This window comes from Streptococcus sp. HMSC064D12 (genome assembly GCF_001837205.1).
Lineage (GTDB): Bacteria > Bacillota > Bacilli > Lactobacillales > Streptococcaceae > Streptococcus > Streptococcus salivarius_D.
The window spans coordinates 61,149-85,687 of the sequence record NZ_KV831769.1; the positions used below are offsets into that span (position 1 = coordinate 61,149).

Here is a 24,539-nt window from a genome sequence, read left to right on the forward strand (position 1 = left end):
CTATTTGCAAGAGTATTCTGTTGAAATTACCCTAAATCACCCAGATGATGTCTTGTCACTTTTTGGGACCAATGAGCGCCATCTAAAACTTATTGAAGAAAACCTAAATGTTATCATTCATGCTCGAACAGAGCGTGTGCAGATCCTTGGAGATGACGAGGAAAGTGTTGAATTGGCTCGCTTGACCATTCAAGCTCTCCTTGTTTTGGTGGAGCGTGGAATGCTAGTCAACACTTCAGATGTTGTCGCAGCCTTAACCATGGCTCAAGATGGTTCGATTGACAAGTTTGTTGCTTTATATGAAGAAGAGATTATCAAGGACAACAGTGGTAAGCCTATCCGAGTAAAGACTTTAGGACAAAAGGTTTATGTTGATAGCATTAAAAACCATGATGTGGTCTTTGGAATTGGTCCAGCTGGTACAGGGAAGACCTTTTTAGCGGTTACCCTTGCGGTTACAGCCCTTAAACGTGGTCAAGTTAAACGTATTGTTCTGACACGTCCGGCGGTTGAGGCGGGTGAGAGCCTTGGTTTCTTGCCTGGTGATCTCAAGGAAAAGGTGGATCCGTACCTTCGCCCTGTTTATGATGCCCTTTATCAAATTCTCGGTAAGGAGCAGACGACCCGCCTTATGGAACGTGAAATTATTGAGATTGCACCCCTCGCTTATATGCGTGGTCGTACCCTCGAGGATGCCTTTGTTATCCTTGATGAGGCACAAAATACAACCATCATGCAAATGAAGATGTTCTTGACCCGTCTTGGTTTTAATTCTAAGATGATTGTCAATGGGGACATGAGTCAGATTGATTTGCCACGTCGTGTTAAATCAGGCCTTGTCGATGCTATGGAGAAATTGAAGGGAATCAAGGCTATTGATTTTGTTCACTTCTCTGCTAGCGATGTCGTACGTCACCCAGTTGTAGCTGATATCATTAATGCCTATGAAAAAGATGCACCTAAGCTTGACTTTGAGGAAAAAACAGAGGAAGCAAACAAGGTTGAAGAAGAAGCAGCGTCAGGATTGACCGAATACCCAGTTATTGGTGCTGAGGATCTTAAAAAATAAATAGCTAAAAAGAGGTTTGAGAGTGGTATTCTCAGCCTCTTTTTCCTTTACAGTCATGTCATTAGCTTTTCCCCTAGTTTTGGTAAAATAGTATTGAGTAACAGGCCAGTAAGGGGGGAGAGGTATGACTAAAGCAAAAAAATGGAAGATTGCTATCATTGTATTGCTTGGATTTGTTGCGACAGTCTTGATAGCCATAGGAGAGGGAAGATTTTGGAAGTATCAAGAGAACTATATTCCAGACGGTACTTATTAGATGATAAAATACGAGACTAAATCGGCATATTCCAATGAATTGATAAATCGGACTAAGCGGGGAGAGAATAATGATAGCTTATATGAGGATTTTATAGTAGTTGAGAATATGAAATCTCAATTTTATTATGTTTTTTATGGGGATGGGGAACCTTCTGTCTCACCATTTGAGCACGATGAAAAGCTCCCACAGACTTTTGACCCACGTACAGGGACTTTAAAACAGGATTTAACAGTCTCTGAATATAAAGCTCTAGTGATGTCTCATATTGATAAGATTTCTAAAAAGGGAGAGGAGTATTCAAGAGTAAAAGAAGTATCTGTCCAAAGGTGTATAGACGATTATAAAAAAATGTTGAAGCAAAAAAGAACTTATGAAAAGCTCCCTAATGGTCTCGTTCTGACTGTTTATGCTAATGATGGACATATTGAGTCGCGTAGAACTTTTAAACGATTGAGCTCAGAAGAAGCCAAAGAGATCAAAAGTGGTTATGATTGGGATTATGAGTATGCCTTGAAGCATTATAAATACAGGGAGCATTATGGGGATTATGCCATCTGGCGTTGAACCGCTTACCGAGCAAGTACCTCTTTACTATCGGGAATCATAACCTAATGTTTTATTAAAAAACCTTACAGTCTTTATGATAATTGTCAAATACTATTTCACCATTTATTTTGGTACAATAGAACGGTAGACCAATAAAAAAGGAGATTATTATGAACCAGCAAGAGTGGATTGAGTACTTTGAATTAGTCAACGGTCGCAAACCAACTCCCGCAGAGTTAGCTCAAGCTCAGGCAGCAGGCGAGTTTATCCTTGAACGACCTAACGTCTTTGGCTCAAATGGACAGGTGACGGAGCAAAGACCGATTAAGCCAGCTGAACCTGTGATAACGATGACGCAGCAGCCACAGTTTGCCCAAACAACAGCAACCTTCCAACAAGTCGTACCTGCTAAAAAAGGTATGTCTAAGAAAACTAAGATTATTTTGGCCTCAGTCTTTGGTTCCTTGGCAGCGATTTTACTTATTATTGGGGGCTACTCACTATGGCGCTACCAATCAGGTAAGATAGCGGATGGAACATATGAGGTAGTTAGTTTTTCTTATTACAATGAAGATAAGAATAGAATGGTCGACGGCATTAAAGAATACAAGGATGAAGACACAAAATTGTTAGATTTTTTAGTTGTAAAGAAAAATCAATCTAATCATTACAATTATTTAGAAAGCGATGGGAAGTCTTCAATTAGCCTAATTCAGAACGAGAAATCGATCCCTCAGAAATTTGATCCTTGGAACAGAACTCAAAGTCAAGTACTTAGTGCAGATGATGTTAAAGATCTTGTCACTGACTATATGAAAAAAATGTCTAAAGAGTATTCTTTCTACTCAAAAGATGATGTTAAGAAAACTGTAAAATCAGCAGTTAGTGAATATAAGGATACTCTTAAAGAAACACGCACTTACGTAAAACATGGCGATGAATTTACGCTTAATATTTATGATAAAAAGGGTAAGTTAAAAATGACTACTACCTATAAGCTAATGAGCCGGGAAGATGGTGAAGAACGTAAGGATGATTATGATGATGCCGTTAAGGATTACAAGAAAGACTTAAAAGAGATTAGTGACAAGTATGACGAATATAGTGACTACGGTTACGGTTATGGCTACGATTACGGCTATGGTTATGGTAATGACTATGGTGATACCTATGGCGGATATAATGACGGTAAGAATAGTGGATCAAAATCAGATTCAAGTGATAGTAGTAAAAAATCTAGTGATAAGATTTAATCACCCAATGATATAAATGAGTAAAGTGGTACAAGAAGGGAGAGTTGATTCTCCAGTTTGGTACCGCTTTATTTTTATGAAAATAGTCAAATAGCCTTGGAGTCTTTTTTCTGGTAGAATGGATGTATCAATGAAAAAGGGGACTTTTATGAACGAAAAAGAGTGGTTAGATTATTTCGAAACAATCAATAATCGTAAGCCGACAGAGGAAGAAATCCAACAAGCAAAAGCTAATGGGGAATTTATTTCTCAAGAGTCTAAGAACGAGGGTGTTAATCTACAGAAAGCTCAGTTGAGTGACCAAGTGACACAAGCCGTTTCACAAGTTGCTCCTGTTAAGACAGGCTTGTCTAAGAAAGCTAAAATTATTATTGCTTCTGTAGTGGGGGCGATTGTTCTAGTGGCACTTTCATTTAGTGGTTATGCGTTTATGCACCTGCAAGGTGGTAAAATACCTGAAGGAACCTATTTGCTTGAAACTTATCGCTTTTACCATAAAGATAAGAAGAAAATGGTTGATGGTATGGAATCTTTCAAGGAAAGTGGCCTAGAGGCTCATGATTTTGTTAAAGTCAAAGGTAACAATGTTAAATTTTATTTTTATACCTTAGCTGGCGGGAACAATCTGGTTGACTTTACAGACTATGATACTGACGAAGCATACCGTCCAGATGTTTGGTCTGGAACGCTTAAACCAACCATGTCACTATCTGAATATACCAAAGTCATTGACCAAGCAGTAGATAATCAATACAAAATAAGTGAATATCGAACTAAGGCTGATAACGATGAAAGTAAAAAGATTTACGTTAAATCCTATAAAGAATCTCTTGAAGAAACTGTTCGATACAAGGTTAAGGGTAATAAATTAATCGTCACAACTTATAATAAGAAAGGCAAACTTATAGAAGAAAGAAGCTTCAAACGCCTATCAGAGGGTGACGTGAAGAAATTAGATTATGACTATGAACGTGATGTTAGAGCTGATAAAAAGCTCTTTCAAAACTAGTAATGTTTAAAACCAGCCTAGCTGGTTTTTTTAGTGTCCAAAACGTGCTATAATAAGATGTTATATCATCAGTGTTAGCCCATTTGTTAACACATGAAAGGAAATTAAAATGACAAAAACATTCTACATCACAACACCTATCTATTACCCATCTGGTAAATTACATATTGGTTCTGCTTATACAACTATTGCTTGTGACGTCTTGGCACGTTACAAACGTATGATGAACTATGATGTCTTCTACCTTACTGGGCTTGATGAACACGGCCAAAAGATTCAACAAAAGGCTGAGGAAGCAGGTATTACACCACAAGAGTATGTGGATGGTATGGCTGTTGGTGTTAAGGACCTCTGGCAACTTTTGGATATCTCATACGATAAATTCATCCGTACGACTGATGATTACCATGAAAAAGTTGTTGCTCAAGTTTTCGAGCGTCTTTTGGAACAAGGAGATATCTATCTTGGTGAATACTCAGGTTGGTATTCAGTTTCAGACGAAGAATTCTTCACTGAAAGTCAGTTGGCAGAAGTTTACCGTGATGAGCAAGGGAATGTCATTGGTGGGGTAGCTCCATCAGGACATGAAGTAGAGCTTGTTTCTGAAGAATCATATTTCTTTAAGCTCAGTAACTACGCAGACCGTTTGACTGCCTTCTTTAAAGAACACCCAGAATTTATCCAACCTGATGGTCGTATGAATGAAATGCTTAAAAACTTCATCGAGCCAGGTTTGGAAGACTTGGCCGTGTCACGTACAACCTTCACTTGGGGAGTAAAAGTACCATCAGATCCAAAACACGTGGTTTATGTGTGGATTGATGCTCTTATCAACTATATCACTGCCCTTGGTTATGGTCAGGATGAGCATGGTAACTTTGATTTATTCTGGCAAAATGATGAAAACCACGAAATCATCCACATGATTGGTAAGGATATCCTTCGTTTCCACTCAATCTACTGGCCAATCATCCTTATGGCTCTTGATTTGCCATTGCCTACACGTCTTGTTGCCCACGGTTGGTTCGTCATGAAAGACGGTAAGATGTCTAAGTCTAAAGGAAACGTGATCTATCCAGAAATGTTGGTAGAACGTTTTGGTCTTGATCCACTCCGTTACTACCTCATGCGTAGTCTTCCTGTCGGTTCAGATGGTACCTTCACACCAGAAGACTATGTGGCTCGTATTAACTATGAATTGGCTAACGACCTTGGAAACCTCCTCAACCGTACAGTTGCCATGATCAACAAGTATTTCGGTGGTCAAGTACCTGCCTATGTTGAAAACGTTACAAACTTTGATGCTGATTTGGCCAAGGTTGTAGCTGAAAATATCGAAGAATTCCACAAACAAATGAATGCTGTGGATTTCCCACGTGCTTTGGACGCAGTTTGGAACATCATTTCACGTACCAATAAGTATATTGATGAAACAGCTCCATGGGTTCTCGCTAAAGAAGATGGTGACAAGGGACAATTAGCAGCAGTTATGGCTCACTTGGCTGCTAGTCTTCGTGTCGTTGCCCACCTCATTCAACCATTCATGATGACCACTTCAAATGCCATTATGGAACAGCTCGGATTGTCAGGAGCGTTTGACCTTGAAAATCTTGAACTTTCAGGATTCCCAGAAAATGTGACAGTCATTTCAAAAGGAACTCCAATCTTCCCACGTCTGGATATGGACGAGGAAATTGCCTACATCCAATCTCAAATGAACGCAGGCAAACCTCAAGAGAAGGAATGGAACCCAGAAGAGGTTGAACTTAAGTCTGAAAAAGACCAAATCAAATTTGATGACTTTGACAAGGTTGAAATCCGTGTCGCTGAAGTTAAAGAAGTAGAAAAAGTCGAAGGTTCAGACAAATTGCTTCGCTTCCGTCTTGACGCTGGTGACGGTGAAGATCGTCAAATCCTCTCAGGTATTGCTAAATTCTATCCAAACGAACAAGAATTGGTCGGCAAGAAACTTCAAGTCGTGGCTAATCTCAAACCACGTAAGATGATGAAGAAATATGTCAGCCAAGGTATGATTCTTTCCGCAGAACATGACGGCAAACTCACTGTCTTGACAGTAGATTCATCGGTTCCAAACGGAAGTGTGATTGGGTAAAATATCATAAAAAATAGTTTATCAATTTTTTGAATTGGGAAACTGTTTTTTACTAATCTTCGGTTGTGAGTAAAGCGCTTGAAACACATCTTTGTTGAGTGCTTGGAAGTTTTGCTTCCTTAAAACCGGAAATCATCTACTCTTAAGGGAAGTCTTAAGAGGACCTAGTGTATAAGAAAACGAGTTCAGTCGAACTCGTTTTTTTATACACTATATTTCAATAAATGCTTAATGCGTTCCACACTTTCATCAGGACCATAGGCATCAGGGTATCGGTCTAGTTTACTGATAGCGTCAAGGTCTGCTTGGTCTAGGTGGAAGTCGAAGCTATTAAAGTTTTCTTTCATCCGTTCGATATGGGTACTTTTAGGAATGGTCAAAATCCCTTGTTGGGTTTGCCATCTGAGGATGACCTGGGCAACTGTCTTGCCATGTTTTTCAGCAATAGCAGTCAGAGTTGGGTCCTGAAAAATACCATCCTCTCCTCTATGAAAAGGAGCCCAGGCTTGCGTTAGGGTGCCGAATTCCTTATCAGCTTTCTGAATCAGTTTGTGTTGTTTATAGGGATGCAACTCGATTTGATTGACTGCTGGAATGACCGGTGTCTGCAAGGCAAAATCCGTCAAACGCCCTGTTGAGAAGTTAGAAACACCAATGGCTCTAATAAGTTCTTCATGCTTAAGCTCAATCATAGCACGCCAGGCACCATGTAAGTCGCCAAAAGGTTGATGAATCAAATATAAATCAAGATAGTCAGTATCTAGTTTGCGAAGTGTTTCTTTTAGGGCTAATTTGGTATCTTCGTAGCCAAGCTGGCTAATCCAGGCTTTACTAGTCAGGAAAATATCCTCGCGAGGGATACCAGATGCCTTAATAGCACGTCCCACGGCTTCCTCATTTCGATAAAGACTAGCAGTATCAATCAATCGAAAGCCTACAGAAAGAGCATCTTCAACGGCTTTTTGACATTCTTTTTGATCGAAAATTTGCCAGACACCAAAACCAAGCACAGGTATTTTGATGCCATTATTAAGTGTTTGAAATTCCATTTTCTTCTCCTTAGTGGTGGGGTAGTAAGCTATCCTGAATTTCCTCGATAAATGCTTGAATAATTGCGGATTGTTTCTGTTTATTATTGGTCACAAAACCCAAGGTGTGCTTTGGACTGTTCTTCAGTGGAAGTAAAACAATTTGGTCCTTAATGAAACTATTAACAATACCGAGGCCAGAAGCGTAACTATCTGAGGCACAGAGTAAATTCATGACACTGCCTCGGTCATTACTGTAAATCACTTGTTGGTCAGGCAGAACCTCGAGAGGATCTTCGTCAAAATGGATTCCAGAGCTTTCTTGACGAAAGCGGACCTGTGGGTATCCCTCTAAATCTTTGAGGTTGAGGGATTTTTTGTGAGCTAGGGGATGTTGGCGACCTAAGAAAATCTTAGTTTCAAACTCTCCGAGTGGGGTGAAAGTCAGATCCATGTGTTGGAAACTGCGTTCTAGGATATGGTCGTTGTCTTCATCTAGATAAATAATCCCCAGGTCACTTTCGAAGCTTTCAACGCTTTTGAGAATCTTCCTAGTCGTTGTTTCAATCAGTTGAAATTCTTGATAATCACTACGAAAACGTTGGGCAATGTGAGCCATAGGAAGTGATAAGAAATCGTAGTGGTGACTGGCAACAGTGAATGATTTCTTGAATGATTTACGGTAGCGTCCCTCTAGGAGATCTAACTCTCCAAGAATACGTTTGGCGTATTTGAGAAAATCATGACCGTCATCAGTTAGTTTGGCTCCTGTATTGGAACGCTCAAAGAGTTGGACGCCAAGTTCTTCCTCTAAGTCACGGATGGATGCTGAGAGATTAGGCTGAGTCAAAAAGAGTTTTTTAGCAGCCTTACTAAAAGACCCTGTTTCAGCGATAGTCTGAACATAGCGACATTGTTGAAAATTCATAAGCATCCCCTTTGAAAAAATATGATTGTAGGTCATATTATAACAAAATGAGAAGTCTAAAATCAGCAAAATTCTGATAGGAATAGATGAAGACCTGATATGAAATTTCTATGATTAAATCGTTTTAGGAGTAATTATGGAAATTGAGATAAGTCGTAAGAAAGCAGTTCTGATAAATGAAAAACTGCATCCACAGGTTAGACACTGAAAATCTAACTTATGGGATGCAGTTTGAAATATTAATCATTAAGATATCTAATGGCTTTCAATTTTTTAGGACGAATAAGGAAGAGTCCTAGGGCAATTAAAGGTAGCCAGAAAATGAAATTCCAGATACTTGTAGCTGGTGCAGCCTGTGTTGATTGCGAGAGAAGAACACTGGCAAAATCAACCAAACAGTGCAGAATAATAGTCCACCAGAGGCTACCAGTACGTAGGTAAATAGCAGCAAAGAATATTCCTATAGCTGTCGCATAATAAACTTGGAACAGGGTAGCATTCAAGGGTTGATGAGTGAGATTCCCGAGATGGGCCAAACCAAAAGATAAGGCAGACAAGAGAACGACTCCTAAAACCTGTTTTGAAGATCTAATACCATCTTGGAAGGCGAGTTTAAGGAAAAGTCCACGAAAAAAATATTCCTCAAAAAACCCGGCTCCTAAGGCAATAACCAAGGCAGTTCCTATCATATGAGGTGCTTTACTGATCCCCAAAGCAACCGCAGAAACATAGAAGAAATCTGCCAAAAGAAGAAACCAACAAACCCCTAAGGTTTCAGACCAACGTATCTTTTTAGTCGATTTGATCTTTAATCCAAGGCGTCTCTGTACGAGGAAATAGTATAGACACATAAGGCCAAGCGTTTTAATGAGATAACCAATATTCTCAGGCAGAGGCCTAAGAATCAAACGCAGTACAAGGTTCGCTAAAATAATACTAATCCCAAGAAGGATCAGCAATCTCATTTCTTTTTTTGTCATTGAAAAGTCCCCCAACTTTCTTAACATTTTTTTCAAGCATACGACGAAAAACATTTAAAGTCAAGGTCTTGAAGGTGTTTTTTTATGTGTTTTTAGTTATGAAGAGGCCAGTTCTTGATGACCTGTTTCTAATAGGAAGCCTATTCTATCGTTGAAACGGTTTATTATGAGAAATAAATGAACAGCTATAAGAAAGTATTAAGTAAAAACTCTTTAAAAGCCTTACGAATTACACTAAATTGTAAAGAAATGATTAAAATATAACAAAAGTGTGTCAAATTTTAAAAACGTGTAGCAAATATATAATATTTTTTTCAGAAAACTATTGCTAAATTTAAAAAATCACGGTAGTATATTAGGCGGTGAAGAATTAGGTTAAAAATGTTAACCAAGAAGGAGAAAGTGTAAATGAAAGTCAATCCATTTAAAACAACATTGTATTCAAGCGTATTGCTTGCAGGACTCGCGGCTACAAGTGTAGCAGCTGCAGATGAAGCTAAAGATGTAACAGCAACTACTGATGCTGATGCAACCGTATCAAATACGGCTGCAGAATCAAGTGCTAATCTTGTTAAGACAACAGGTGATGCAGCAGTTGTTACTACAGTACCTGGAACAGAAGAAAAAACTACTACTGAAACAGATACTACTGTAAAAACAACAACTAAAGCTATTGCTGAAGTTTCAAATCCTGACTTCGATAACGCTGTTAAAGCTGCAACAATGACTGCAGCAGCATCAAAAGATTCTGCTGATGTTAAAGCTGTCCAAGATCAAGCAGCTAGAGATGCTCAAGAAGCTTCAAATACAGTTGTTTCTGAAAATAAATTGACTCGTGAAGAAGCTGATGCAGCTCTTACATCTGCTAAAGCAAATGTTGTTGCAACAGGGGGATTCACAGCTACAGAAGAAGCAGGTGTTAAACACACTAGCGTTGAAGCTGCTAACAATGACAACAAAGTTCAAACAACAGCTTTGACAACTGCGGTTTCAGAATATAAACAAAAACTTGCAGATTACAAGACACAATTGGATAAATACTACCAAGACGTTCTTGCTTATGCTGCTTGGGAAAAATCATACAAAGAGTACACTGGTGGAACAACAGCTCGTCTTTTGACAAAAGGCTTGGCTGAAAATGCTACTGGCTTGATTTATAAAACAGAATCTGATGCTACTATGACTGTTGAAAACTCAGCAGGTTCTGTTGACTACTTGGATAAAACAATCCAATCAGGTCATTCAGTAGATGAAATCCTTGAACAATTCAACACATCTCGTTACATTCCAAGTGACTTCAGTGCAGCTAACGGTACACAATACACTATCAATGCTGACGGTGAATACACTGAAGATGTATGGTTGAAGATGGCTACGGGTCAAACATTGACTGTAACATACAACAACATAAACGGAACATCATTCAATGGTACTCCAGTTAAGAAAATTGTTGCAACTTACACTTTGGTAGAAACACCAAGTACAGATGGTTCAGCCATTGTTAAGTTGTACCACGATCCAACTAAGACACTTTTCATTGGTTCACAAACTGACGACACTAATAAAAAACTTCACGTTAAGATGAACTTGAACTTCTTTGATTCTGAGTCATCTGTGACACCACTTGATTTGTCTAAGAACGGTTCAGTTTTGAGTATCTCTTCACTTAACCACTGGAACACTGAGCTTGGAAACCACATTGAAAAAGTTGGTTTGAATGGTAATGAATACGTTCAAATTCCTGGTTCATCTATCACTTTGCATGAGGATGGTTATGCTTATGCAACAAACGATAACGAATTTGTTGCTAACGGTTCACGCTTTAACAGTGATCCAACAGTGGATCCAACAACTGGTGAAGTCACAGATGAAGGTTGGGATGCGATTAACTCAGACGGAACGCCTCGTACGAAGAATGCCTACTATGGTGCTGCTGCAACAATCTTCAAGGGTGAACCAATGGACTTTATCGCAGGTGGAAATAACCTTAATGTTCCAATCGCTTATTGGTTTGCGACAGATTCATCTGTAATTGTTCCTGAATTGCCAGAAGAACCAAACAAACCAGTTCTTCCAAATACTGTTTCAGCAAAAGTTACTTACCACAAAAACTTTGTATCTGTTGAAGAAACAACTGAGAAACCAAAACCTCAAGTACCAACAACTCCAGCAGAACCAACTCCAGGTAAACCTGTAACATCAACATCAGTACCTGTAATACCAACATCAGTACCTGTAAAAGAAGAAGCTCCAACTCTTCCAGCTACTGGTGAAAAATCAACAGCAGCTTCTGTAGCAGCAGGTGCAGCTATGGTGACATCAGCTTTGGCTTTGTTCGGTATCTCAACTTACAAACGTAAACACTAAGATAATACCTCAAAAGCTAGGAAATTTTCCTGGCTTTTTTGTGCACTTATATTGTATATTCAAGGCATATAAAAGGCGGCCACTTGGATCGCTTCTTGGGAGATTATGAAAATGAAAAAAGTTATTTAGGATTGATGATAGTATAGCCTGAACAGCTTAAGAGGAGCTTAAACGCAAAAATTACCTCCATTTTCCAGAAAAACTGCGAATAGATAGGTGGAGGTAAAAATGAAGAAAAAATTACTAAATTGTCTTTTACCGCTAGCCTGTCTAGCGACTGTTTCGGTTTCGTGTGGCAGCTCTGCTCAGGCGGCTGTTCTCGGAGATGACTATCCATCCTCTTGGAAATATGGGGGCTTTGGTGTTGACCCTTGGACCATGTACTGGCGTCAGTGTACGTCCTTTGCAGCCTATCGCCTCAGTAACACTAATGGTTTCAACCTACCTGTAGGCTATGGGAATGCCATTACATGGGGAAGCATTGCACGTGCCAATGGTTACCGTGTCGACATGAATCCAGCCGTAGGGAGTATCGCCTGGTTCTCAGCTGGTGTCAATGGAGCAGGTCACATGGGACATGTCGCTTGGGTTGCGGAAGTTCGTGGTGATCAGGTGACCATTGAGGAGTACAACTACGATGCAGGTCAAGGGCCTGAGAAATATCACAAACGTAGTTTCCACAAGAGTCAAGTGTCTGGTTATATCCATTTTAAAGACCTCGAACCAGGGGCTCAAAATGGAAATCCTACTAACTCTTCTATCAAAGTTGGTGATACGGTTCGCTTCACAGGAACTTTCCGTGTAACATCTATAGTAGGAAATAACATCACTAGTCAAGATTTAGCTGGAGGCACACCAACCAAACACAATATCGTTGATCCTGGACCTGTTCTTGAAGTTGATGGACAAGGCAATCCTACTTCAGACCAGTACCTCAATCCTGGTGAGACCTTTACTATTCCAGGTAACTTCAAAGTGTTAGCCATTGACCCACCAAGTGATGGTGTCCTTGTCCAAATCGGAAATCGCAAAACTTGGGTAATCCAGTCTGTCCTTGAAAAGGTTTAAATCTATTGAACAATCGTGAGAATGGTTGCTATTTTGAGGGTATTAAATCATAATGTACTGACCCCAAAAGTTAGACAATTAATTTAAGCAAAGGATTTAGTTCTGTATCGCACAGGACTAAGTCCTTTTCTATCATTTGTCAAGTATATCAAGGTATTTGCCGAAAAATAGTTTGACTTTCATAGTCAAACTAAGGAAATTGTCTTTTTTTGAACTAAAGTTTAGTGTAAAAAGTGTACACTAAACCAACACCTTATCTGGTGATTTTTTTGATAAGGCGTTACAATAATATGGCATAAACAATTTTACTGATTTTGGGTAGCAGTATAACCATAAAACATCTCAGACTTCAGAATGCCAAAGAAGGATTCCATCATGCCGTTATCTGGACTATTGCCTTTACGTGACATGGACGGTTGGATTCTCTTGTCCTCTAAAAAATGATGATAGAAATCATGTTGATATTGCCATCCTAATCACTATGCAGAATAGTGTTCTCATAGCACTTCTCTGTGAAGGCTTGTTCCAACATCATTTTTACTTGTGCTAAGTTCGGTGACGTTGAAAGATTATAAGCAATAATTTCACTGTTGAAACCATCTAAAACTGGTGATAAATAAAGCTTTTGAGTGCTTGCTGGAATGGCAAACCCTGTCACATCTGTGTAGCACTTTTCCATTGGCTTTGATGCTTCAAACTGGCGTTGAATGAGATTCTCTGCTTTCATACCAACCTCTCCTTGGTATGAATAATACTTACGTTTACGACGAATTCGAGCACTTAAACCAAGAGCCTTCATCAGACGTTGCACTTTCTTATGATTTACCATAAAGCCACGTTTTCTCAATGCGAGAGTGATGTGACGATAGCCATAATTCCCTTGTATTCAGTAAAAATAGCTTGAATTTCAGCTTTGATAGTTTGGCTCTTATCCGTTTGATCCAGCTGTTTTAAGTGGTAATAATAGGTCGAATGAGCAAGCTTAATAATCTTTAGAAGAATCTCTAAAGTAAACTCTGTTACCAATCCTCGAACAATTTCCGTTTTTCTCTTTGCTCTTTTTCGTCCCTCAATCGGAGTTCTCTCATTTTTTAGAACCGCATTTTCTGCTTGAAGACGTTCTAGTTCCGTCATTTCTTCTAGCTTTTTCTTGTATTGTGCGAGCCAGTTAGGAAGCATCCCTTGATTTGGGAGAGAATATTCGAGAGAAACTCTATCTTGAGAACAGTATTCATGTAGGATTTTATCAATCATTTCTTCCTTTCTAAGTTCATAGATAAGGACTTTATCCTCATAAGTCAATTTCATAATAAAAACACCCTAGAAGTTAGATTTTTTCTGTCTAACTTTTGGGGTGTAGATCATTTCACGGTTGGTTTTGACTAGTTAAGTAAAATCAAGTTAGTCGAAAATAATAAAAATAAAATTTTCTGATAGCTAACATATTCTATTGACCTTGACTAAAAAACAAAGGATGTTTTCTAATTTTTCAACAGTAACACAAATGCCTATATTATAGTGTTTTTGAACTGTTTTAACTATCTAAAAAGAGTGTTTAAAAATATTTTCAAAAAATATGAAATAAATTAATTGACAAAAAATTATAATAAAGTATAATAGATTGTGTTAGGAAGAGTTTGTTTTTTGGAAGGGTGACTCCCTGATCAAAAAAGACTAGCTTAGAATCTGGAATTCTAAGTTATCAAATTCCAATGTTTCATTGTGATGATTTAAAAAGAGAAGATTTAAACAGCAAAAAAATTAGATTAATCGATTTAAAACATCAGCATCATCGTAGCGGGAGCTAGCGGTATTTTTAATCCGTGTAGAGCTAACGACAGATTCAAAAACAGCAGAATCGGTAGAGACTAATCTTCAAAAGCGAAGAGGGAGAGAAAATAAAGCAGTAACTGCTAATATACCTATCAGAAGGTGGACTAAACCTAATGACTGATAGGTGGTATGTTTTGAGAGTGGCGTTTTTAGCAATACTCTTCTAGGAAATAGTATCTTGTAAGCAGTATGACGTTCTGTGTAAAGAAGCTAGAGGGAAAGCTTCTCAGATTGACTGACTATCAATCACAAGATACTCTTGACCAGAAACCATTTTGAGCCAACACAATTTTGAGTTTGTTGGTACTGAACTGCACCTAGGAAATTGGTGGTTCAATGTTAGTAAATAGAGACTTTAACTTGTAAAAGTCTAAAAATTGTTTTATCTCATTATCAACTCAAGGATTAAGTTTTTAGTGGGATTGAGGAATAAAAGGGTGAAAAGCATATTGGGATGATGCTTCAGTGACGGAATTTGATCAGATGTTTGTGAGAGCATCTGTCTATGCTACATTGACTATTTTTAATGGTTATGTTGGATAGAAACTGTTTTCAAGATCCTGATACCAAGGAAAGTTGGGGGATTTTCCTTTAGGTATCGAGATTGTTGAAAAGAGATCGAATGGACTGAGTGGCACTTGTATCCTAGGTTAAGCTATACACCTATAAACCTAAGTTTCCATACAGCAGGGAGCAAGTTTCAGTTTGAATGGGGGATGCATCTAGAGTAATCTAGATGTTTTTTTATTTTGTGAATTCTTTTACGAATAAGTAAGAGAGTGCACGAAGGAGAGAGTCATGTTAATTGCAAAAAATCAGGAGGGAAACCTCGTTTTAGCTCTAGAAACCTGTTTGAAACGTAAGGAATCCTATAGCTGTCCTGGATGCCAGGGAGTTGTCCTATTGAGGCATGGCCAGGTAATGTGCCCACATTTTGCTCATAAATCTTTGCAAGATTGTCAGTTCTTCTCGGAGAATGAATCGGCTCAACATTTATCGCTTAAGGCAGCCTTATATAAATCTTTGGTTAATCATGGTGAAAAAGTAAGTATTGAAAAGGTTTTGTCCGAGTTGGGGCAAATTGCAGATTTATTTGTTGGCGATTCCCTGGCTCTAGAAGTTCAGTGTTCTCGTTTATCCCAGCAACGTTTGAGAGAGAGGACATGTGCCTATCACCAAGCAGGTTACGAAGTGCGTTGGCTTTTGGGTGAGGAACTCTGGTTGAATGGACGTTTAACAGACCTACAGCGGGACTTTCTCTATTTTACGGCTAAGATAGGATTTCACCTATGGGAGCTTGATTGGAAGCGAGAGGAAATTAGACTTAAGTATCTCATCTATGAGGATATTTTTGGGAAAGTCTATTATTTAACTAAGGCCTGGCCACTAACCGAAAATCTCATGACAGTTTTACGTTTTCCTTATCAAGCAGAGAAGGTTGAGACTTATAAAGTAACTCAGCGAAAGAGGGTCTCACATGTGATTCAACGAGAATTAATGGGGAAAAATCCAAGGTGGATGAGAAGGCAGGAAGAAGCCTATCTTAATGGAATGAATTTATTATGCCTGTCTGATCAGGATTTTTCCCCACAAGTAAGATTTCCTGAATCTAAGCAGGGCTTTGTACAAATTAGACAGTCACTTGAAGGTTTTGAAAAGCTTTTTATGCAATATTATCGAAAAAGGCATTTTTCTTATCGACAAACTCTCTACCCTCCCACCTTTTATGCTAAAATAGTAAAGAATAGATACAATTAAGGAGAATATTATGTCAGACAATCGTGCTCATTTAGAAGAGAAATACACATGGGATTTGACGACCATTTTTGCGACAGATGCAGATTGGGAGACTGAATATGAAAGCACTGTTCAGGATTTGAAGAAGGCTAGTGCTTATGCAGGTCATCTCTTAGATTCTGCTAAGAACTTGCTTGAGGCAACTGAACTTTATATGAGTCTTATGCGTCGCTTGGAGAAAATCTATGTCTATGCGTCAATGAAAAATGACCAAGACACAACAGTAGGTCTTTACCAAGAGTACCAAGCTAAGGCCTCAAACCTTTACTCACAGTTGAGTGAAGCCTTTGCTTACTTTGAGCCTGAATTTATGGCCTTGGATGATAAGAAATTAGCTGAATTTAAAGAACAAGAGCCAGGTCTTGGACTTTATGATCACTATTTCGAACGTCTTTTGGCAAACAAGGACCACGTTCTTTCTCAAGAAGCTGAAGAGCTCTTGGCAGCAGCCGGTGATATTTTCAACGGCCCAACGGATACCTTCAATGTCTTGGATAATGCTGATATCCTCTTCCCATGGGTATCAGATGGTCAAGGGGATGTGGTTGAGTTGACACATGGTAACTTTATCACTCTCATGGAATCTAAGGACCGTGACATTCGTAAGGGAGCTTATGAAGCGATGTACGGTACTTATGAGCAGTTCCAACATACTTATGCACAAACACTCCAAGGCGTTGTCAAGGTTCACAATTACCAAGCCAAAGTTCGTCACTATAATTCAGCACGTCATGCAGCACTTGCGGCTAACTTTATTCCAGAGAGTGTTTATGACTCACTCTTGGAATCAGTGAACAAGCATTTGCCACTTTTGCATCGTTACCTTGATTTGCGTAAGAAGGTCTTGGGGCTTGACGAGCTTAAGATGTATGACGTCTATACACCACTTTCTGAGACTGAAACTGCTCTTACTTATGAAGAATCCCTCAAGAAAGCAGAAGAAGTCTTGGCAATCTTTGGTGAAGAGTATAGTAAAGGGGTTCATGCAGCCTTTACGGAACGTTGGATTGACGTTCACCCTAACAAAGGAAAACGTTCAGGTGCCTACTCAGGTGGTGCTTATGATACCAATGCCTTCATGCTTTTGAACTGGCAAGATACTTTGGACAATCTCTTTACCTTGGTTCACGAGACTGGCCACAGTTTGCATTCAACGTTCACACGGCAGACTCAACCATATGTTTACGGAGATTACCCAATCTTCTTGGCGGAAATTGCGTCTACAACCAATGAAAATATCTTGACAGAAACGCTTCTTAAAGAGGTCAAAGATGACAAGACACGTTTTGCTATTCTTAACCACTATCTGGATGGTTTCAAGGGAACTGTCTTCCGTCAAACACAATTTGCCGAGTTTGAACATGCTATTCATGAGGCAGATGCATCTGGTCAAATCTTGACAGCGGACTTCATGAATAAGCTTTACGCAGACCTCAATGAGAAATACTATAACCTTAAAGCTGAAGATAACTACGAAATTCAGTTTGAGTGGGAACGTATTCCGCATTTCTACATGAACTACTATGTCTACCAATACGCTACAGGATTTGCTGCGGCAAGCTACTTGGCTGAAAAAATTGTTCACGGTACTGAAGAAGATAAAGAAGCTTACCTTACTTACCTTAAGGCAGGAAGCTCAGACTATCCTTTGGAAGTCATCAAGAAAGCTGGTGTTGATATGACCAATACCGACTACTTAGATGCTGCCTTCAAAGTTTTTGAAGACCGTCTCGTTGAATTGGAAGTCTTGGTTGAAAAAGGTGTTCACCTTTCGTAAAAAGAAGTTACCATATGAGAGAATCATTCTGAATCAGGATGATTCTTTTTATGTCTAAAAAACGAACGTTTACTAAAATAAAAGCTCTAATTGATTTGGAAATGAGTTAATGAGCATATTTATAGCCCCTAGTTTATATTCATGATAGACTAAAAACCTAACGTTTTATGTTTTATAAGTGAACAATGTTCAGAAATAGAAAGTAGGTTTTTGTGAAAACAACCAATCGTTATCTTGTAGCAACGTGTGGTGTCTTACTCCATCTCATGTTGGGGTCTACCTATGCTTGGAGTATCTATCGTAATCCTATTATGGCCCAGACTGGCTGGGATCAATCTTCAGTTTCTTTTGCTTTTTCATTGGCTATCTTTTGTCTAGGGCTTTCTGCAGCTTTCATGGGACGTCTGGTTGAAAAATTTGGTCCTAGAGTGACTGGAAGTATGTCGACCGTTCTCTATGCTGGGGGTAACATTCTGACAGGAGTTGCCATTGCTCATGGAGAGCTGTGGATGCTTTATCTTGGTTATGGTATTCTTGGTGGTCTAGGACTGGGTGTGGGTTATATTACGCCTGTTTCAACTATTATTAAGTGGTTTCCCGATAAGCGTGGACTTGCGACTGGCCTTGCCATTATGGGCTTTGGCTTTGCCTCGCTGTTAACCAGTCCCATTGCTCAATATCTGATTCAGGTACGTGGTGTTGAGCAGACCTTTTATATCTTGGGAGTCGTTTATTTTGTTGTTATGCTTTTTGTCTCACAATTCATTAAACGACCAAGTGTAGAGGAAGCACAACTGTTGGCTGACAAGAGTCCGAACCGTCAGGTTGCTAATTTGAGCAAGGGAGTTACGGCTAATGAGGCTCTGAAATCATCAACTTTCTACTGGTTATGGCTTATTCTGTTTATCAATATTTCATGTGGCTTAGCCCTTGTCTCTGCTATTTCTCCAATGGCTCAAGATATGGTTGGGATGTCAGCGGAATCAGCGTCAGTTGTTGTAGGTGTTATGGGAATCTTTAATGGTTTTGGTCGCCTTCTGTGGGCAGGCTTGTCGGATTATATTGGACGTCCGAAGACTTTTATTCTCCTTTTTGTGGTTAATATTGTCATGGCCATCCTCCTAATTGTCCTGCAAGTGCCACTTGTCTTTGTGGTTGCGATGGCTGTTCTGATGACTTGCTACGGGGCAGGATTCTCCTTGATTCCTCCATACCTTAGCGATATCTTTGGGGCAAAGGAGTTGGCTACCCTTCATGGTTATATTTTGACTGCCTGGGCGATGGCGGCCTTAGTGGGGCCAATGCTCTTATCCGTAACCTACGAATTGACAAAATCATACCAGATGACCTTGCTTGTTTTCATAGCTCTTTACGTGGTGGCTTTGGTCATTTCCTACCTCTTGAAAAAGAGGGGGTTACGTCAAGTAGCTTAATGATGACGTTTTGATTTATAGATAAGAAAAATCTCTAGCACTCGCTAGGGATTTTTTATATAATAAAACACATGGTTAAATCATATAGTAAAAATGCAAATCACAACATGCGACGTCCTGTAGTCAACAAGGATATCGTGGACTACATGCGAACGCATCTTCAGGAAAATAAAGGGCATTTGGCTGAACTGGAGGCCTTTGCTCGTAAGGAAAATATTCCAATTATCCAGCACGAAGTAGTTGCTTATTTCCGATTTTTGTTGCAGACCTTGCAGCCTAAGAAAATCCTTGAGGTAGGAACAGCTATTGGTTTTTCAGCCCTTCTTATGGCTGAGTATGCACCTGATGCTCAGATTACGACGGTTGATCGTAATGAAGAAATGATTAGCTTTGCCAAGGAAAATCTAGCCAAGTATGACAGTCGCAAACAAATTACCTTGGTCGAAGGAGATGCAGCAGAAGTTTTGCAAGATTTGGACACTGACTATGATTTTGTCTTTATGGACTCAGCCAAGTCTAAATATATCGTCTTTCTGCCTGAAATCCTAAAACGTCTCAAGGTAGGTGGTGTCATCGTCTTTGATGATATCTTCCAAGGGGGCGATATTGCCAAAGACATCATGGAGGTTCGTCGTGGTCAGCGTACGATTTATCGTGGCTTGCATCGTCTTTTTGATGCGACCTTAGATAACCCTGGATTGACTGCTAGTTTGGTCCCTATGAGTGACGGACTTCTTATGCTTCGGAAAAATTCTGAAAATATTATCTTACCAGATTAAGCATTATTTAAGTAAGTGTGGTATAATAACAGGGATATTGACAATTTAAGGAGTAGATAGAATGGCTAAAGAAAATGAAAACCTTGAGTCAACAGAAGAAACTGTTGAAGAGGTTGTAGCAGACAAAGACGCAGAACAAGAGCATCTTGATCGCCAAAAAGAAGAAGAGGAAAGCATCGCCCTCGCCAGTGAAAAAGCGAAAGAAAAAGCAAAACGTGCTAAAACTAAAAAGACACGTGATGCTGGTAAACCAAGCTCAGGTGGTCGCTTCCTTGGAGGTCTTGCCCTTGTAGCTGTTTCAGCTCTCGTTGGTGCAGGTGCTATGTATGTTTCTCTAGGTAACAAAACAACTGAAGAAACAACTTTGGTATCTATGAAAGGTGATACTGTTACTGTCGGTGATGTTTTTGATTCACTTAAAGGTAGCAGCCAAACACAACAAAGTGTTTTGAGTGCAACTTTGCAAAAGGCTCTTGAAAAAGAATATGGTAGCAAGGTCAGCAAAGAAGACGTTGACAAAGCTTATAAGCAAGCTTCAGAACAATACGGAGATCAATTCTCACAAGTACTTGCAGCCTATGGTCAAACAGAAGAGTCATACCGTACTCAAATCCGTACACAAAAATTGGTTGAGTACGCTGTTAACCAAGCCGCACAGAAAGATTTGACGGAAGCAAATTACAAGGCTGCCTATGATAACTACACACCGAATACAGAGGTGCAAGTGGTTTCAACTACTGATAAAGCAGTGGCAGATAAAGTAGACTCTGAAGCTAAGGCAGAAGGAGCAGATTTCTCACAAGTAGCTAAAGATAACAGCTTGGAAGTGACTTCTAAGACAGTTAACTCAGCTTCTCAAGACTTTCCAGCAGATGTTTTGACAGCAGCCTTTAAACAAGATGCTAATGCCGTTTCTGACGTAGTGACTGTTTCAAACAGCTCAACTGGTGCTGCAACTTACTACATCGTCAAAACTGTTTCAAAATCTGAGAAAAATGCAGATTGGAAAAACTATAAGGATGATTTGACTAAGGTTATCATCAATGGTAAGAAATCTGATACTAACTTCACTAACTCAGTGATTGCTAAGGTCCTTAAGAAATATAATGTTAAAGTTGTAGACAAGGCCTTTAGCGCAATTCTTGACCAGTATGTGACTGGTTCTGGAGCTTCATCAAGTTCATCATCAAGCTCTAGCAAATAAATCACATGATAGAGTTGATAATGCTATTATCAGCTTGACCTAAGACCTAAAACACATTAAAATGGAGAGTGGCTGAAAGTTCTAATATCATGACATTTTTAGCCTTCCCTTTGAGATTGGTAATCATCGCTTCTGATACAGAAAAATGGCGGTCGCTGCGAGCCATGGACGAATCTGGTTACTTGCTACTCAAAGTTCACAATTAAAGACAAATAAGAATGACAAGTTCATTGAATGAAGGTGGTACCGCGGTTCACGTCGCCCTTCGTTTAGTGGACTTGTCTTTTATTCTTTGGGTATTTCGCTGTGTGTCGCTATCGACTATGTGGAAATGCTCGAGAATAGCTCAAAATAAAAAACAATTAATTAAGGAGAAACAATGAAACAACTTACTTCAGCACAAATTCGTCAAATGTGGCTTGATTTCTGGAAATCAAAAGGTCACGCTGTTGAACCATCAGCTAACTTGGTTCCAGTTAACGATCCAACCCTTCTTTGGATTAACTCAGGGGTTGCCACTTTGAAAAAATACTTTGATGGCTCTGTGATTCCTGAAAATCCACGTATCACTAACTCACAAAAGGCTATCCGTACCAACGATATCGAAAATGTTGGTAAGACAGCTCGTCACCACACAATGTTTGAAATGCTTGGTAACTTCTCAGTTGGTGACTACTTCCGTGATGAAGCCATCGAATGGGGTTATGAGCTTTTGACAAGCCCAGAGTGGTTTGATTTTCCAAAAGACAAACTTTACATGACTTACTATCCAGATGATAAAGATTCATACAACCGTTGGATTGCTTGCGGTGTTGAACCTAGTCATTTGATTCCAATTGAAGATAACTTCTGGGAAATCGGTGCTGGCCCTTCAGGACCAGACACTGAGATTTTCTTTGACCGTGGCGAAGACTTTGACCCTGACAATATTGGTATCCGTTTGCTTGAAGAAGATATTGAAAACGACCGTTACATTGAAATTTGGAACATCGTTTTGTCACAATTCAACGCAGATCCAGCTGTTCCACGTTCAGAATACAAGGAACTTCCTAATAAAAACATTGATACGGGCGCGGGTCTTGAACGTCTTGTAGCCGTAATGCAAGGGGCTAAAACAAACTTTGAAACAGACCTCTTCATGCCTATCATTCGTGAAATCGAAAAAATGTCTGGTAAAACTTATGATCCAGATGGTGACACAATGAGCTTCAAGGTCATCGCTGACCACATCCGTTCATTGGCATTTGCCATTGGTGATGGTGCCCTTCCAGGTAATGAAGGTCGTGGTTATGTCCTTCGTCGTCTTCTCCGTCGTGCCGTAATGCACGGCCGTCGTCTCGGCATTTCTGATGCTTTCTTGTACAAACTTGTTCCAACTGTTGGTCAAATCATGGAAAGCTATTACCCAGAAGTTCTTGAGAAGAAAGACTTTATCGAAAAAATCGTTAAACGTGAAGAAGAAACCTTTGCACGTACTATCGATGCAGGTTCAAGCATGCTTGACGAGCTTCTTGCTAACCTTAAGAAATCTGGTAAAGATACGCTTGAAGGTAAAGACATCTTCAAACTTTATGATACTTACGGATTCCCAGTGGAATTGACAGAAGAGTTGGCTGAAGATGAAGGCTTCAAGATTGACCATGAAGGTTTTAAAGCAGCCATGAAAGAACAACAAGAACGTGCGCGTGCTAGCGTAGTTAAAGGTGGTTCTATGGGTATGCAAAATGAAACCCTCGCAAACATCACTGAACCATCTGAGTTCTTGTATGAAGCAGAGACTGCAGAAAGCCGTTTGAGCGTAATCGTTGCTGACGATGCTCGTCATGATAGTGTAAATTCTGGTCAAGCACTCCTTGTCTTTGAACAAACACCATTCTACGCTGAAATGGGCGGACAAGTAGCAGACCACGGTACGATCTCAGATGCAGCTGGTACAGTCGTTGCGCGTGTTGTTGACGTTCAACGTGCACCAAATGGACAAGCGCTTCACACTGTTGAGGTTGAAGGTGAACTTGTTGTAGGTGCTAACTACAAACTTGAAATTGACCACACACGTCGTCACCGTGTTATGAAAAACCACACAGCGACTCACCTCTTGCATGCTGCCCTTCATAATATTGTTGGTGATCATGCTGTCCAAGCGGGTTCTCTTAATGAACAAGAATTCTTGCGTTTCGACTTCACTCACTTTGAGGCTGTAACTCCAGAAGAATTGCGTGCTATTGAAGAACAAGTCAACGAAGAAATCTGGAAAGCCACTCCAGTAACAACTATTGAAACAGACATTGACACTGCTAAATCAATGGGAGCTATGGCCCTCTTTGGTGAAAAATATGGTAAGAATGTTCGTGTCGTTTCAATCGGTGATTACTCTGTTGAGCTTTGTGGTGGTACACACGTTGCCAACACTGCTGAAATCGGTATGTTCAAGATTGTCAAAGAAGAAGGTATCGGTTCAGGAACACGTCGTATCTTGGCAGTGACATCACGTGAAGCTTACCTTGCTTACCGTGAAGAAGAAGATGCCCTCAAAGCAATCGCAGCAACACTTAAGGCACCACAATTGAAAGAAGTACCTAACAAGGTTGCTAGCCTTCAAGAGCAGTTGCATGCCCTTCAAAAAGAAAATGCTGCTCTTAAAGAAAAAGCAGCAGCAGCAGCAGCTGGTGATGTCTTCAAAGACGTTAAAGAAGCTAATGGTGTTCGTTACATCGCTAGCCAAGTGGAAGTATCTGACGCAGGTGCCCTTCGTACATTTGCTGACCAATGGAAACAAGCAGACTACTCTGACGTCCTTGTCCTTGCAGCTCACATTGGCGAAAAAGTTAATGTCCTTGTAGCAAGCAAGTCTAAGGATGTTCACGCAGGTAATGTCATCAAGGTTCTTGCACCAATCGTATCAGGTCGTGGTGGTGGTAAACCAGATATGGCCATGGCCGGTGGTAGCGATGCCAATGGTATCCAAGATCTTCTTTCAGCAGTAGCAGAACAGCTTTAAGATGTGATACAATAAAAGAAACTTGAAAAGGTAGGATGAAAATCCTATCTTTTTTTCTTGTCTCACGAAAACCACTAGCTGTGCTAGTGGTTCCGAAA

18 protein-coding genes and 1 pseudogene are annotated in these 24,539 nt (G+C 39.7%); 15 read left to right on the plus strand and 4 right to left on the minus strand.

Going from position 1 to position 24,539, the window contains the following annotated elements; translation table 11 throughout:
• The first annotated feature begins 4 nt into the window (after positions 1 to 4).
• The 6 genes from HMPREF2697_RS09740 to metG all read left to right on the plus strand — a co-directional run bounded on the left by HMPREF2697_RS09740 (position 5) and on the right by metG (position 6,249).
• On the plus strand, positions 5 to 1,069 hold the full coding sequence (locus HMPREF2697_RS09740) for a PhoH family protein (protein ID WP_002886712.1): 1,065 nt from the start codon (positions 5 to 7) through the stop codon (positions 1,067 to 1,069).
• Between the two features lie 124 nt (positions 1,070 to 1,193).
• On the plus strand, positions 1,194 to 1,325 hold the full coding sequence (locus HMPREF2697_RS10750; protein WP_002886713.1) for a hypothetical protein: 132 nt from the start codon (positions 1,194 to 1,196) through the stop codon (positions 1,323 to 1,325).
• A gap of 108 nt (positions 1,326 to 1,433) precedes the next feature.
• Entirely contained in the window at positions 1,434 to 1,892 is a 459-nt protein-coding gene (locus tag HMPREF2697_RS09745) for a hypothetical protein (protein WP_257375255.1), read from the plus strand.
• 152 nt (positions 1,893 to 2,044) lie between these two features.
• Positions 2,045 to 3,127, plus strand: a complete 1,083-nt coding sequence (locus HMPREF2697_RS09750; RefSeq protein ID WP_049554261.1) for a zinc ribbon domain-containing protein — start codon at positions 2,045 to 2,047, stop codon at positions 3,125 to 3,127.
• 130 nt (positions 3,128 to 3,257) lie between these two features.
• Positions 3,258 to 4,136: a hypothetical protein gene (locus tag HMPREF2697_RS09755; RefSeq protein WP_045769293.1), complete on the plus strand. Its 879-nt coding sequence runs from the start codon at positions 3,258 to 3,260 to the stop codon at positions 4,134 to 4,136.
• A gap of 109 nt (positions 4,137 to 4,245) precedes the next feature.
• A complete protein-coding gene (gene metG, locus HMPREF2697_RS09760) occupies positions 4,246 to 6,249 on the plus strand; it encodes a methionine--tRNA ligase (protein ID WP_070850541.1) in 2,004 nt (667 codons plus the stop codon).
• Positions 6,250 to 6,452: 203 nt separating this feature from the next.
• Here metG and HMPREF2697_RS09765 read toward each other — a convergent pair whose 3' ends face one another.
• The 3 genes from HMPREF2697_RS09765 to HMPREF2697_RS09775 all read right to left on the minus strand — a co-directional run bounded on the left by HMPREF2697_RS09765 (position 6,453) and on the right by HMPREF2697_RS09775 (position 9,185).
• Positions 6,453 to 7,298, minus strand: coding sequence for an aldo/keto reductase (locus tag HMPREF2697_RS09765; RefSeq protein ID WP_002886720.1), 846 nt, complete (start codon positions 7,296 to 7,298; stop codon positions 6,453 to 6,455).
• Positions 7,299 to 7,308: 10 nt separating this feature from the next.
• Positions 7,309 to 8,205: a LysR family transcriptional regulator gene (locus HMPREF2697_RS09770; protein ID WP_002885507.1), complete on the minus strand. Its 897-nt coding sequence runs from the start codon at positions 8,203 to 8,205 to the stop codon at positions 7,309 to 7,311.
• Between the two features lie 239 nt (positions 8,206 to 8,444).
• A complete protein-coding gene (locus HMPREF2697_RS09775; protein ID WP_002886723.1) occupies positions 8,445 to 9,185 on the minus strand; it encodes a CPBP family intramembrane glutamic endopeptidase in 741 nt (246 codons plus the stop codon).
• Positions 9,186 to 9,593: 408 nt separating this feature from the next.
• On the opposite strand from HMPREF2697_RS09775, the gene HMPREF2697_RS09780 reads away from it, so the two are divergent.
• A complete protein-coding gene (locus HMPREF2697_RS09780) occupies positions 9,594 to 11,552 on the plus strand; it encodes a GbpC/Spa domain-containing protein (RefSeq protein WP_002886728.1) in 1,959 nt (652 codons plus the stop codon).
• Positions 11,553 to 11,780: 228 nt separating this feature from the next.
• Positions 11,781 to 12,620: a CHAP domain-containing protein gene (locus HMPREF2697_RS09785; protein ID WP_002886729.1), complete on the plus strand. Its 840-nt coding sequence runs from the start codon at positions 11,781 to 11,783 to the stop codon at positions 12,618 to 12,620.
• Positions 12,621 to 12,937: 317 nt separating this feature from the next.
• On the opposite strand, the pseudogene HMPREF2697_RS10445 reads toward HMPREF2697_RS09785, so the two are convergent.
• Positions 12,938 to 13,928 (minus strand): annotated as a pseudogene (locus HMPREF2697_RS10445) (IS3 family transposase); the annotation flags it as partial.
• Positions 13,929 to 15,251: 1,323 nt separating this feature from the next.
• Here HMPREF2697_RS10445 and HMPREF2697_RS09800 point away from each other — a divergent pair.
• From HMPREF2697_RS09800 to alaS, 7 genes are all read left to right on the plus strand, one after another.
• Complete coding sequence (locus HMPREF2697_RS09800) at positions 15,252 to 16,211, plus strand: competence protein CoiA (protein ID WP_014633524.1); 960 nt, start codon at positions 15,252 to 15,254, stop codon at positions 16,209 to 16,211.
• Positions 16,212 to 16,221: 10 nt separating this feature from the next.
• Positions 16,222 to 18,027 carry an oligoendopeptidase F gene (gene pepF, locus HMPREF2697_RS09805; RefSeq protein WP_014633523.1) on the plus strand — a complete coding sequence of 602 codons (1,806 nt, stop codon included), beginning with the start codon at positions 16,222 to 16,224 and terminating at the stop codon, positions 18,025 to 18,027.
• A 212-nt stretch (positions 18,028 to 18,239) separates the two neighbouring features.
• Positions 18,240 to 19,460, plus strand: coding sequence for an L-lactate MFS transporter (locus tag HMPREF2697_RS09810; RefSeq protein ID WP_014633522.1), 1,221 nt, complete (start codon positions 18,240 to 18,242; stop codon positions 19,458 to 19,460).
• A gap of 71 nt (positions 19,461 to 19,531) precedes the next feature.
• Entirely contained in the window at positions 19,532 to 20,239 is a 708-nt protein-coding gene (locus HMPREF2697_RS09815) for an O-methyltransferase (RefSeq protein WP_002886734.1), read from the plus strand.
• A 61-nt stretch (positions 20,240 to 20,300) separates the two neighbouring features.
• Positions 20,301 to 21,443, plus strand: a complete 1,143-nt coding sequence (locus HMPREF2697_RS09820; protein ID WP_002886735.1) for a peptidyl-prolyl cis-trans isomerase — start codon at positions 20,301 to 20,303, stop codon at positions 21,441 to 21,443.
• A 68-nt stretch (positions 21,444 to 21,511) separates the two neighbouring features.
• Entirely contained in the window at positions 21,512 to 21,649 is a 138-nt protein-coding gene (locus HMPREF2697_RS10565) for a hypothetical protein (protein WP_153300621.1), read from the plus strand.
• Between the two features lie 173 nt (positions 21,650 to 21,822).
• Positions 21,823 to 24,441, plus strand: a complete 2,619-nt coding sequence (gene alaS, locus HMPREF2697_RS09825; protein ID WP_013990152.1) for an alanine--tRNA ligase — start codon at positions 21,823 to 21,825, stop codon at positions 24,439 to 24,441.
• The last annotated feature ends 98 nt before the right edge of the window (positions 24,442 to 24,539 follow it).